Origin of the sequence: Streptomyces actinomycinicus (assembly GCF_016741775.1) — a bacterium.
Taxonomy (GTDB): domain Bacteria; phylum Actinomycetota; class Actinomycetes; order Streptomycetales; family Streptomycetaceae; genus Streptomyces; species Streptomyces actinomycinicus.
This window is the reverse complement of record NZ_JAERRK010000042.1, coordinates 1-12,284: the sequence shown is the minus strand read 5'-3', so window position 1 is coordinate 12,284 and position 12,284 is coordinate 1. Positions and strand designations below refer to the sequence as shown.

The 12,284-nt window shown below is 71.2% G+C and carries 11 protein-coding genes and 1 riboswitch; of the genes, 5 read left to right on the top strand and 6 right to left on the bottom strand.

Features of this window, described 5'->3' with window-relative positions; translation table 11 throughout:
• Positions 1 to 84: 84 nt before the first annotated feature.
• Positions 85 to 408, bottom strand: a complete 324-nt coding sequence (locus tag JK359_RS38130; protein ID WP_201844274.1) for a hypothetical protein — start codon at positions 406 to 408, stop codon at positions 85 to 87.
• Positions 409 to 661: 253 nt separating this feature from the next.
• A riboswitch (cobalamin riboswitch) is annotated at positions 662 to 783 on the bottom strand.
• A 466-nt stretch (positions 784 to 1,249) separates the two neighbouring features.
• Between JK359_RS38130 and JK359_RS38125 the strand changes: the two genes are divergently transcribed.
• The 4 genes from JK359_RS38125 to JK359_RS38110 are packed head-to-tail and all read left to right on the top strand — an operon-like array spanning position 1,250 to position 4,765.
• The gene (locus JK359_RS38125) at positions 1,250 to 1,588 is read left to right on the top strand and encodes an antibiotic biosynthesis monooxygenase family protein (RefSeq protein ID WP_201844271.1); all 339 of its coding nucleotides are present in this window, start codon (positions 1,250 to 1,252) and stop codon (positions 1,586 to 1,588) included.
• Positions 1,585 to 2,475 (top strand): NAD(P)-dependent oxidoreductase, encoded by an 891-nt coding sequence (locus JK359_RS38120; RefSeq protein ID WP_201844268.1) that lies wholly within the window; start codon positions 1,585 to 1,587, stop codon positions 2,473 to 2,475. The genes JK359_RS38125 and JK359_RS38120 overlap by 4 nt, the downstream gene beginning before the upstream one ends.
• Entirely contained in the window at positions 2,472 to 3,527 is a 1,056-nt protein-coding gene (locus tag JK359_RS38115; RefSeq protein WP_201844266.1) for an amidohydrolase family protein, read from the top strand. Before JK359_RS38120 ends, JK359_RS38115 begins: the two co-directional genes overlap by 4 nt.
• The gene (locus JK359_RS38110; RefSeq protein WP_201844264.1) at positions 3,524 to 4,765 is read left to right on the top strand and encodes a cytochrome P450 family protein; all 1,242 of its coding nucleotides are present in this window, start codon (positions 3,524 to 3,526) and stop codon (positions 4,763 to 4,765) included. Before JK359_RS38115 ends, JK359_RS38110 begins: the two co-directional genes overlap by 4 nt.
• Before the next feature lie 97 nt (positions 4,766 to 4,862).
• Here JK359_RS38110 and JK359_RS38105 read toward each other — a convergent pair whose 3' ends face one another.
• From JK359_RS38105 to JK359_RS38085, 5 genes are read right to left on the bottom strand one after another with little or no spacing between them, the layout of a single operon-like run.
• A complete protein-coding gene (locus tag JK359_RS38105; protein ID WP_201844262.1) occupies positions 4,863 to 5,489 on the bottom strand; it encodes a DUF6875 domain-containing protein in 627 nt (208 codons plus the stop codon).
• Positions 5,486 to 6,049, bottom strand: a complete 564-nt coding sequence (locus JK359_RS38100) for a hypothetical protein (RefSeq protein ID WP_201844260.1) — start codon at positions 6,047 to 6,049, stop codon at positions 5,486 to 5,488. Before JK359_RS38100 ends, JK359_RS38105 begins: the two co-directional genes overlap by 4 nt.
• A gap of 9 nt (positions 6,050 to 6,058) precedes the next feature.
• Positions 6,059 to 6,259: an MbtH family protein gene (locus JK359_RS38095; RefSeq protein ID WP_236679109.1), complete on the bottom strand. Its 201-nt coding sequence runs from the start codon at positions 6,257 to 6,259 to the stop codon at positions 6,059 to 6,061.
• A 52-nt stretch (positions 6,260 to 6,311) separates the two neighbouring features.
• Complete coding sequence (locus JK359_RS38090; RefSeq protein WP_201844258.1) at positions 6,312 to 6,548, bottom strand: acyl carrier protein; 237 nt, start codon at positions 6,546 to 6,548, stop codon at positions 6,312 to 6,314.
• Positions 6,545 to 7,948, bottom strand: a complete 1,404-nt coding sequence (locus JK359_RS38085) for a class I adenylate-forming enzyme family protein (RefSeq protein WP_201844256.1) — start codon at positions 7,946 to 7,948, stop codon at positions 6,545 to 6,547. Before JK359_RS38085 ends, JK359_RS38090 begins: the two co-directional genes overlap by 4 nt.
• 531 nt (positions 7,949 to 8,479) lie before the next feature.
• Between JK359_RS38085 and JK359_RS38080 the strand changes: the two genes are divergently transcribed.
• The coding region (locus JK359_RS38080; protein ID WP_201844254.1) for a non-ribosomal peptide synthetase at positions 8,480 to 12,284 on the top strand (3,805 nt) is incomplete at its 3' end.

The following is a 12,284-nucleotide window of genomic DNA, read 5'->3' as shown; positions in this document are numbered from 1 at the left end:
GCCGGAACTCCCCTGGTCCGAGGCCGCGTTGACGGCCGGCCGGGCCGACCGTCACGCCCTGCGGGCCCGCGGCCCGCACGCCCGTCAGGAGCCCGCGCGGCGACGCGGCGGTGTGAAGGTGTACAGGTCGAGGATGTCCGGCAGGGGAGCCACACCCGGGCCGCCGGCGTGCACCCAGGTGACGATGTCCTCGGTGGCGTCGGCGTCGTTGACGAGCCCCAGCCAGACCGGCCGCGCGCCGGCGGAACGGCCGGCCGCGGAGGGCTGTACGACGATGACGTTGGCCTGCTCGCACACGTCGAGGCACTCGGAGACCCGCACCGGTACCTCCGCCCGGAGGCGTGCGGTCTGCGCGGCGTGATCGACACCGGTCACTTTGGAACTGCCGCAGCAGCAGTCCCGGCACACGACGACCCGGCACGGGGCCGGACCACCTCGTACCCCGGTCCTGTTCGCCGTCCCGGCCGTCGACGTCTTCTCCGGCGACGTCTCGTCCGCCTTCTCCGGCGACGTCTCGTCCGCCTTCTCCGGCGACGTCTCGCTCGCCTTCTCCGGCGATGTCTCGTTCGCCGACGTCTCGTTCGCCCATGTCCCGGGCATGCCGCGCCACTCCCCTCCCGGGGAGATCCGCCCCGGTGCTTCGCGAGGAGGCGACCGCGTGAGTCTCCTGGCTCCCGGGTCGCCGCTCGTCCCGCCTTCCCACCCCGGGCCGGGGCGGTGGCATGCCGGAACTCGCTCACCGGTCACAGTGGCGGGACCGCGCCGGATTCACACCGGCTTCCTCGGACCGCCGTCGCCTTATGTCGCCGGTCATCATTCCATCACCGGCGGCGAGAAACCATGTGAGGGCTCGTCAACCGGTGAGAAGGCGCAGGCAGGTACCCGAGGCGGCCCCGGGCTCCGCTTCCGGCACGCTGCTCGCGCCGCTTCCACGGTGCTCGCGCCACGTCCGGTGTGGTGCCCGCGCCGCTTCCACATCGCTCGCGCCACGTCCGGTGTTGTGCCCGCGCCGCTTCCACATCGCTCGCGCCACGTCCGGTGTGGTGCTCGCGTCACGGCGTAAACCTCCCGCCCGGTGACTTCGCCCGTTTCCCCCGGCGGAACGGCCCGCCACTCACCCGAATTGTCTAATGACGGAACGTGAACCCCTTGTGCCTACTGGCCCGTCCCCCATTCGGAGTTGCAGCCGTACGGGGGACATGAGTCCGTGGGATGCGTGTCCTGCCGGATCTCACAACCAGGAGGAGACATGGGCATGAACCATGAAGGCCGTTCGGCCGACAAGCTGAACGTCGTATTCGCGGTCCGTGTGATCGAGGGCGGCGAACAGGGATTCCTGGATCTGTACGAGCACCTCAGGAAGTCCGTGGCGAGCAGCCCCGGCCACATCGTCGAGCGGCTCGGTGAGCCCGCCGACGACTCCCGCCAGTGGGTCATCACCAGCGAGTGGGAGTCCGCCGAGCAGTTCTTCGCCTGGCAGCAGAGCGAGGAGCACCGCGAGCTGGTGGCGCCGCTGCGCGAGTGGGTCGACCAGCGGCAGTCGCTGCGGTTCCGGGTCGTCAAGGAGACCAAGGGGGTGGCGTCATGACGCCGCGCACCACCAACGGACCGGTCGCCGTGCTCGGGCTCGGCGCGATGGGTGCCGGCCTGGCCGGTCGCCTCCTCGACCAGGGAATTCAGGTCCGGGTCTGGAACCGTACCCCGGAGCGGATCGCGCCGCTTGCCGAGGCGGGCGCCCACGCCGCCGCGCACCCGGCCGAAGCCGTCGCGGGTACCACCGCCGCCCTCTGTGTCGTCGCCGACGGCGAAGCCCTCGGCGACGTGCTCCGTGGCCCGGACGGTGTGCTGTCCACGGGCCCCTACCCCGGCGTCCTGATCTGCGCCAGCACCGTCTCCCCCGACGAGGTCGTGCAGATCGCCGGGGACGTTCCCTCGGTCCTCGACGTCGGCATGCTCGGCAACCGGGACCACGCCCGCGACGGTGAGCTGCGGCTCTTCGCCGGCGGCGAGAAGACGGCGTTCGAGGCCGCCCGCCCGGTGCTGGAGATGCTGAGCAAGGAGGTCGTCCATCTGGGCGCACTCGGTTCCGGCATGCGGATGAAACTGCTCCTCAACCTGCTGATGGGTGTCGAGGTGCAGGCGCTGGCCGAGGCCAGTGAACTGGCGGCGGCCTGTGGGCTCGACCGTCAGCTGGTGCTGAAGACGATCGCGGGCAGCGGTTTCGCCTCGCCGGTCATGGCGTTCAAGTCGCGGCGGATAGCCGCCGGCCGCTTCGAGGAGCCGGACTTCCGGCTGCGGCTGATGGCGAAAGACCTCATGCTCGCTACCAAGCAGGCAGCAGCAGTCGGCCTGAGTCTGCCGCTGGCATCCGCCGCGGCGGAGACCCACGTCCGCGCCACCGAGCAAGGACTGGGCGACCAGGACTGTGCCGCGGTCGTCCGCGCACTCGCACCGAAACCGGAAACCGACACGTGATCATCGACATTCACGGGCACCTGTCCCCACCGGAGGCGGCCAAACGCTTCCCCATGCCCCCGAGCCTCACCGACGTCGACGGCATGCTCGCCGCCCGCGCCGAGGCCGGAATCGACCTCACCATCATCGGCAGCCCCGTCGGGGCCGGCGCGATGGCGCGGGTTCCGGGCGTCGACAACTACGCGCAACCACGCGACCGGCTGCGCGGCTTCCACGCCTGGATGTCAGGCCTGATCCGCAAGTTCCCGGACCAGTTGCGCGGTTACGTGTACGCCAACCCGTTCGGGGACGACGATCACCTCGAAGGGGTGCGGGAGACGCTCGCGGATCCCGCCTTCGTGGGCCTGATCACCACGTCCAGCGTCCACGGGGAGCTGCTCGGCTCACAGCGGGCCGACTCCTTCTTCGCGCTGGCCGCGGAGGCGGGGGTGCCGGTCCTGGTGCACGCGCCGGCCGAACCGGTCGGCACGGAGCGGGTCGACGAGATCGGCTTCGTCGAGCAGATCGGCCGGTTCGGTGACGTCACGATGGGCATGGCCATGATCGCGTTCGCGGGGTGGCTGGACAAGTACCCGGGTCTGCGGTTGATCGGCGCGACCGGCGGCGGCGCGATGGCGCTGCTGCCGGAGCGCCTGCAGACGGCGGCGCGTCCCCGGCACTGGTCCGGGGGCGCGCCGCCCTCCGGCCGGCCGGGGCCGGCCGGGCCGCAGACCGCCGGGCCGCAGACCGCCGGGCCACAGGCCGCCGGGCCGCGGAACGCCGGACCACAGGCCGACGGGCCGCGGAACGCCGGGAAGCCTTCGGCCGACCCGGTCGCGGCACTCCGGCGCATGTACGTCGACACGAGTCCGTTCAGCGCGGCACACCTGAGCCTGAACGCCGAGGTGCTGGGTCCCGAGCGGATGCTGTTCGGCACGGACTCCCCGCCGATGGCCGCGCCGCTGGAGGACTTCGTCCACATGATCGAGAAGCTGCCGGTCGACAAGGCGGCCCAGCAGCTCATCCTCGGCGGCAATGCCGAGGCCCTCTTCGACCTCAGGAGTCGTCCGTGACCACCACGCAAGAGGCCGTCACGGCAGCCGAGCGGTGCATTGCGGAGTTCCGGCGCGATCCTCACCCGGTCTACGCCCATCTCCGGGACGCGGCGCCCGTCTGCCCCATGAAGCCGCCGCACGGCAACGAGACCTATCTGATCACCCGGTACGAGGACGCGCGGGCCGCCCTGTCGGACCCGCGGCTGAGCAAGGACATGTACGGCGCCATGGACGCGTACCGGAGGATCTTCGGTGACTCGTCCGTGGCGCTGGACGACAACATGCTCAACTCCGACGCGCCCAAGCACACCCGGCTGCGCCGGCTGGTGAACTCGGCGTTCACCCCGCGGCGCGTCGAAGCCCTGCGGCCGCGGATCGAGGAGGTCGTCCAGAGCCTGCTCGACGCGTGCCCCACCCGGGAGCCCTTCGACCTGCTGCCGGCGTTCGCGTTCCCGCTGCCGATCACCGTGATCTGCGATCTGCTCGGCGTACCGCCCGAGGACCGGTCGCGGCTTCAGCAGCTGTCGACCACCGTGGCGCAGACGGGGTTCGGCGAGGAGTTCAAGCGGGCCCAGCAGAAGGCGGAGGAGGACCTCCACGCGTTCTTCACGGACCTCATCGCCGCCAAGCGCGCCCACCCCGGGGACGACATGCTGAGCGCGCTCACCGCGGTCCGGGACAACGACGGCGGCCTCACCGAGAACGAACTGGTCTCCACGGCGTTCCTGCTGATGTTCGCCGGTCACAAGACGACCGCCTACCTCATCGGCAACGCCGTCCACCACCTCCTCACCCATCCCGTGCAGTTGCGGGCCGTGCGGGAGAGACCGGAACTGATCCGTGCGGCGGTCGAGGAACTGGTGCGCTACGACGGCTCGGTGGAGAGCGCGACGTTCCGCTACGCGACCGAGGACGTCGAGTACAACGGGACCCGGATCCCGAAGGGTGCCCTGGTCCAGATCGCGCTCAGTTCGGCCAACCGTGATCCGCGGAAGTTCACCGCACCGGACGAGCTGGACGTGATGCGGCCCGGCAACGCGCAGGACGCCCATCTCGGGTTCGGGCACGGCAGCCACTACTGCCTGGGCGCCCCGCTGGCCAGGATGGAGACGCAGCTGGCGATCACCCGGCTGTTCGACCGGTTCCCGGGGATGGCCCTGGCCGACCCCGGCGGCGGTCCTCGGTGGCTGGAGGTTCCCTTCCCGGCCTTCCGCGGTCTCGCGGAGCTGCCGGTCGTCCTCGAGCCGGCCGGCTGACCCGCCGGTGCCCGCCGCGCCCGGGGCCTCCGGGCGCGGCGGTCCGTGCGTTCCCGCGCCGGGCCGGGCGGGGCGGGGCCGGGCGGGGCCGGGCGGTTCAGGAGCCGTAGGCCCGTTCGCCCTCGCGGTAGCGCTCCACCAGAAGCGGGTCCGTGACCGTGGAACCGGGACCGAAGAACTTGCCGAACTTCTCCTGGTACGTGCGGAACCACTGCGGCCGGCCGGAGAGGAAGAAGACGTCGTGCAGGGCTATGGCGCGGATCGCGAGGACGGGCACCGGCGCCCGGCTCACCGCGAAGCCGGGGTTGCGCGCCGCGGTCACCTCGCAGTTCTCGTGGAACTGACCGATCATCAGTCCGTGTGCCACGAAGTCGTCCTTCACCTGCTCCTGGGCCCGGTCGAGCAGTCCCGTGTCGGTGCTGCGCAGGTCGGGGAGGACGACCACCATGGACTGCAGCATCGGGTTCGTGCCCTGCCAGTCGGTCAGCTCGTACTCGCGCAGGCTGCTGCGGGCGATCTCCTCGACGAGCCCGGGGGTCGGCGCGGGCCCGACCAGCCTTAACCGGATCTCCAGAGTCCGGTTCTTGCGGGAGGGGGCGACGAACGGGCAGATCGGCCCGGTCCGGCCGATCTCCGGGTGCTTCGCGGATATGTACTCGGTCAGCCAGGTGTCGACGGTCTCCAGCGCGGAGGCGAGGTCGACGGCGGACGCCGTGGAGGTCATGACGCACCCGTCGGTTCGGCGACGCGGTCGACCGCGATCCGGGCGAGCCGGTGGATCTCCGCGTCCGAGGGGATGCGGGTGTTGACGAACGTGAGGATGTCGCCCTTCACGACGACCACCCACGCGGTCTCGATGCGGAAGTGGTCGACGGTGGACGACCAGCGCGCCGTGAAGCCCGCGTCCCCCAGCCCGACCGGCTCCAGACCTGCCTTGGTGATGTCGAGCTGCACGCCGTCGTTCAGCTCCATCCGGTACTGTGCGCAGTCACGGACGGCGTCGTGGAGTTCCCGGTACACCTGCCGGCAGGCGCCGTTGCCGAACTGCGCGACATGATGGAAGATCACCGAGCCCACGACGTTCGTGAACAGGGCGGTGGCGTGGTGCGTCGTCTCGGGGTGCGTGCCGTGCGTGAGCATGTTCGTCAGGTCGACGAGGGCCCGCCCCGACTCGTCGCCGGAGACGAAGACAGGGTCGTAGGCGGCGCTCGGCTCCTCCCCGAAGAACGACTCCTCCAGATCCTCCTCCCTCAGCAGCAGCTGCCCGAAAGCGGCGTTCTCCATCGTGTTCTCCTATCGGCGTACGAGGCTCAGCGGGCGCATGTCGGTCCAGTGCTCCTCGACGTAGGCGAGGCAGGTCTGGCGGTCGCTCTCGGCGAGCGCCACCGTCCAGCCCGCGGGCACCTCGGCGAACGCGGGCCACAGGGCGTGCTGGCCCTCGTCGTTGACGAGCACGAGGAAGGTGCCGTCGGGGTTCTCGAAGGGGTTGGTCATGATTGCTCCCTGCGTCAGGTCAGGACGGAGTTGAGGGTGGGCGGCGACTTCGTCAGCCCTCGGCCAGCACGCGGGTCAGGTACGCGTGGATGCCGTCGATCGAGGTGAACAGCGCCATGTCCTCGAACTGCGGGTCGATGACGAGGCCGTGCCGTTCCTCGAGCCCGTGCTGGAGGACGACCAGCGTGAACGAGTCGATCACCAGTTCGGCCCCGTCCGGGAGTTCGGCGGGCGGTCCGAGCCCCGCGTGCTCGCTCAGGATCGCCCTGATGTCGTCTTTCGAGATCAACGGTCCCCCTGGGGCAGCGACGACGATTCCGACAGGACCAGCCCGCGCAGCTGCGCACGGTCGCGGACGAGCTTCCCCGTCGAGTTCCGCGGCAGTTCCGGCACGACCGAGAACCGCTTGGGGATCTTCACCGGGCTGAGCCGCTCCCGGCACCAGGCGGTGAGCCGGTCCGCGGTGAGCGTCCGGTCGGCGCCCACGAAGGCCTCGATGACCTCCCCATGGGCGACCACGGCCTCGCTCACCTGGGGATGGGCCAGCAGGACGGTCTCCACTTCCGCCAGGTCGACTTTCAGTCCTCCGACGACGATCAGCGAGTCGGCCCGCCCGAGCAGGCTGAGCACGCCCGTCGCCGGCTCCTGGTGGACCCGGTCGTAGGTGCGCAGCCAGCCGTCCGCGAACCGGTCGGCGTGTGCGCCGTACAGGTAGGGCGAGCGGTCCGTCCGCACGTGGAGTTCGTCGCCCACGACCTTCACCTCGGCGCCCGGCACCGGTGGTCCCAGTTGCGGAGGCGTCGCCGCCCCGGACAGGTCACCCGCGATCAGCCCGGTCTCGGTGAGGCCGTAGACGGGGCTGACCGGCAGACCGAAGCGCGCGCGGAAACCGTCGTAGGTCTCCTGCGACAGCCGCTCGCCCCCGGACACCGCGAGCCGCAGCGCCGGCAGTCCGGGCCGGTGAGAGACCCGGGTGAGCAGGTCGTAGTGGACCGGGGTGCCGTACACGGCGGTCGCCTCCGTACGGGCCATCAGCCGCACCACCTCGGCGGGGCGGAGCGTCGGCGGCACGATCAGGGTGGCCCCGGCCGCGAGGGCGTGCAGCACACCGCTGACCAGGCCCATGTTGTGCATGACCGAGTTCAGCAACAGCATCCGGTCACCCCGGCCCGGGATGCCGGGGAGCGTGGCGTGCCGGTCGAGTTCAGACAGCACGGAGTCGGCGGACCGGCCGATCACCTTGGGCCGGCCCGTCGATCCGGAGCTGAACAGCACCAGGCGTACCCCGTCGGCTGCGGGCCGGCCGCCCGGCAGACGCTGGACCGTGAACCCGGAGTCCTGCCGGAATCCGGCCACCGGTCCGTCGGCTCCGGCCGCGACGAGGAGGTACTGCGGACGCACCAGCTCCACCAGTGGCTCGTATTCGGCCGGTTTCAGCCGGAAGTCGACCAGGGCCACCTGCGCACCGCGGCTCCAGAGGGCGAGCAACACCTGCAGAAAAGTGAAACTCGGTTTCATGCGCAGCACGACCGAGCTGCCCTCGCCGATACCATGCGCCCGAAAACACCGGCCGAGATCCTCAACCGCGGCACGCAGTTGACCACGGGTGACCGGCGCACTGGAAACAGCCCACAGGTCGTCCTCGGACCCTCGGTCCAGCAGATGACTTCCCCACCATAAATTCGCCATACATGCTTCCTTTTACGGAAAGGCTTGGGGTAAGGGGTTCGATTGCTGCATTCAATGACGGCGAAACTAACACCGCCATGAACGTCGGGCAACCACGCCCCTGACGCACCCGGGCCGTCCCCGGCCCGGGTGACGGCCCGTTCGCACCGGTCCGACGGCCGGAACGCGTCCGCGCCGCGGGCCCTACGCACGCACCCGCGCGCGCGAGCCGGCTTTTCCCCGGCAGGCTCCCCGGCGTGCCGGGGGCCGACGCCCCCGTGTCCCGCCGGCGGTACGGGGCGGGGCATGCGCGTGGCATAGCCGATTGATCTCCTTGACCCTCCACAGCACCCGGGTTAGGTTTGTCTTCGATTGCATTTCCGGGCGGTCTTGCCCCGATTCCGGTATCACGGCGCCATCTCGCGCCCGATCATCCGACGGCCGCCGTTCCTCTGTCATCCGGCCGAATTGCCGACGACTGTTTCCGGGCCGCTGCGAGCCTTTCCTTTCCTCTCCGGCAATCCGCGCGGGGAGAATTTCGGAGGTGGAGTCTTGTCCGTCAGCGCTGGCACCACGCTGCCCCTCACAGCTGCCCAGCACGAGATATGGATCGCCGAGCAGCGGCTGGAGGAGGGCAACCGGGTCTTCCGGGTGGGTGAATACCTGGAGATCCGCGGCCGGGTGGACCCGGCGCTGTTCGCACAGGCGCTGCGCCTGGTCGTCGCGGAGGCCGACGTCCTGCACGTCCGCTTCAGGGCGGAACGCGGCGAGGTCCGGCAGGTCGTCCGCGAACTCGGCGACTGGTCGCCCGCTCTGGTCGACCTCAGCGCGGCACCGGACCCCGAGCGGGCCGCCCGCACCTGGCTGGAGGCCGCGGTCTCCCGCCCTATGAACCTCGCCGAGGACCGGCTGTTCGAGTACGCGCTCCTGCGGCTGGGCCCCGACCGGTTCCACTGGTACCAGGGCTACCACCACGCCGTGATGGACGCCTTCGGGTCACTGCTGATCACGCGCCGGGTCGCCGGCGTCTACACCGCGCTGGCGCAGGGCCGGCCGGTGCCGCCCAGCCCGTTCGGCTCGCTGGCCGACCTGGTGGCCGCCGACCGGCGGTACCGCGACTCGGACCGCTTCGTCCGCGATCGTGCCTACTGGACCGGGCGTTTCGCCGACCGCCCCGAACCGGCCGGGTTGCTCGGCCGCCCGTCGACCACGCCGGATCACTACCTGCGGCACTCCACGGACCTGGGCCCCGCCGAGCTGGACGACCTGCGCGAGGCGGCCCGCGGGGCGCGCGTGCCGTGGTCGCATCTGGTCATCGCCGCCGCGGCCGTCCACCTGCACCGGACGGCCGGCGCATCGACCGTGGTGCTCGGTCTGCCGGTGACGGCGCGCCGGGACCAGGTGCAGCGCAGGACACCGGGCACGGCCTCCAACGTGCTCCCGCTCAGGCTGGCGCTCCGCCCGGACATGACGCTCCGCGAGTTGCTGGACCGGATCGGGGAGGCGGTGCTCGAACTGGGCAGCCACCAGCAGTACCGGGCCGAGGACCTCCAGCGCGACCTCGGCCTGCCGGCGAGCGTGGGGACTTGGTACGCGCCGGTCGTCAACGTCATGTCGTTCGAGTACGGGGTCGACTTCGCCGGACTGCGGACCACCCCGCACAGCCTCTCCTCGGGCCTCGTCGGCGACCTCACGCTCGCCGTGTGGGACCGCCGGGACGGCACCGGGCCCACGGTCGACCTCAACGCGCACCCCGAGATCTGTTCCGCGGCCGAGCTGGCGGGTCACCATGGGCGGCTGCTCACCGTGCTACGGGCTCTCACGGCGACGGAGACCTCCCGCCCGATCGGCCGGATCGACCTCCTCACCACCGAGGAACGCGCCACTCTGCTCGCCGCCCCCGGCGAGGTCACCCCACCCACCGAGGTCACCCTGCCCGGCCTGTTCGAGGCCCGGGCCGCGGCCCGGCCGCACACCGTCGCCGTCGTCTCCGGCCGGACCACGACCACTTACGGCGAACTCGACGAGCGGGCCAACCGGCTCGCCCACCACCTCATCGGCCAGGGCATCGGCCCGGAAGACATCGTCGCGCTCGCCCTGCCCCGCTCCGCCGAGCTGGTCGTCGCCGTCCTGGCGGTCCTGAAAGCCGGCGCGGCCTATCTTCCCCTCGATCCGCAGTACCCGCCCGCCCGCCTGGCCCACATGCTCACCGACGCCCGGCCCGGCCTCCTCCTCACCACCACCGGCACATCCGTCGCCGCGCCGAGCACGCCCGTGATCAACCTCGACACCATCGACCTCACCGGCCTCCCCGGCCACAGCCCCGCCGCCGCGCTCAGGCCCGACCACCCGGCCTACGTCATCTACACCTCCGGCTCCACCGGACGGCCCAAGGGCGTCGTCAACACCCACCGGAACGTGGTGCGGCTGTTCGACGCCACCCACAAGTGGTTCGGGTTCGGCCCGGACGACGTGTGGACGCTGTTCCACTCGTACGCCTTCGACTTCTCCGTCTGGGAGTTGTGGGGAGCGCTGTTGCACGGCGGCCGGCTGGTGGTGGTGCCCTACGAGGTCAGCCGGACGCCGAGCGCGTTCCTGGACCTCCTGCACGACGAGGGTGTCACCGTCCTCAACCAGACGCCCTCTGCCTTCTACCAGTTGGCGCAGGCCGACGCGGACGCCGCCCGTCCTGGGCGCCGGCTCGCCCTGCGTACCGTGGTGTTCGGCGGAGAGGCGCTGCAACCGTCCCGGCTCGCCGACTGGTACCGGCGCCACCCCGACGACGCACCGGTGCTGGTCAACATGTACGGCATCACCGAGACCACGGTGCACGTGACGTACCGTCCGCTGTCCCGTGAGCAGGCAGCCGCGGACGCGGCCAGCGTGATCGGTGTCGGCATCCCCGACCTGCGCACCTATGTGCTCGACGGCAGCCTGGAGTTGACGGCACCCGGTGTGGTGGGCGAGCTGTACGTGGCGGGGGCGGGAGTCGCCCGCGGGTATCTGGGCCGGCCGGGTCTGACCGCCGAACGGTTCGTCCCCGATCCGTACGCCCCCGAGCCCGGCGGCCGTATGTACCGCACCGGTGACCTGGTGCGCCGGAACGCCGACGGCGAGCTGGAGTTCGTCGGCCGCGCCGACCACCAGGTCAAGATCCGCGGCTTCCGCATCGAACCCGGCGAGATCGAAGCGGTGCTGACCGGCCACCCGGGCGTGGCCGAGGCGGCGGTGGTGGTCCGTCCGGAGGAGGCGGGTGACTCCCGTCTGGTGGCCTATGTGGTGGCGCGGGAGGAGGCTGTCCGGGCCGACGTGGTCCGCGCGTTCATGAGGGAGCGACTGCCCGAGTACATGGTGCCGGCCGTCGTCGTGCTGCTGGACCGCATGCCCCTCACCGCCAACGGCAAGCTGGACCGCACCGCGCTCCCGGAACCGGAGTTCTCGGGACCGGTGTCGGGGCGTGAGGCGCGCACCCCGCAGGAGCAGCTGGTGTGCGACCTGTTCGCCCAGGTCCTCGGGCTGCCGCGGGTCGGTGTGGACGACGGCTTCTTCGACCTGGGCGGCCACTCCCTGCTGGCCACCCGGCTGATCGCCCGGATACGGGCTACGTTCGGGGTCGAGCTGGAGCTGCGCGCGCTGTTCGAGGGGCCGACGCCGGCCGCGGTGGCGGCTCTGCTGGACACCGCGGGTCCCGCGCGTCCTGCGCTCACGGTGCGGGAGCGTCCACCGGTCGTGCCCCTCTCCTCGGCCCAGCGGCGGCTGTGGTTCCTGCACCGGCTGGAGGGTCCTGGCGCCACGTACAACATCCCGCTCGTCGTCCGGCTGTCCGGTGACCTGGACCGCGATGCGCTGCGCGCGGCGCTCGGGGACGTGGTGGCCCGGCACGAGAGTCTGCGGACGGTGTTCCCGGAGACCGAGGGCGTGCCCTGTCAGTGCGTCCTGGACACCGTGACCGTCGAGCTGCCCGTCACCCGCATCACGGAGGGCGCGCTGCCGGACGCGCTGGCGTCGGCGGCTCGTCGTCCCTTCGATCTGGCGAGCGGGATCCCGCTGCGTGCGGATCTGTTCGCGTTGTCGGCGCGGGAACACGCGCTGCTGATCGTGGTCCATCACATCGCGGGTGACGGCTGGTCGATGGGGCTGCTGTCACGCGAGCTGACGGAGGCGTACACCGCTCGTACCGAGGGCCACGCCCCCGACCGGCCGCCCCTGCCCGTCCAGTACACCGACTACACCCTCTGGCAGAACGAACTCCTCGGCGACCAGAGCGACCCCGACAGCCTCTTCACCACCCAGATCACCTACTGGACCCAGCAACTGCACAACCTCCCCGAACAACTCACCCTCCCCACCGACCGAG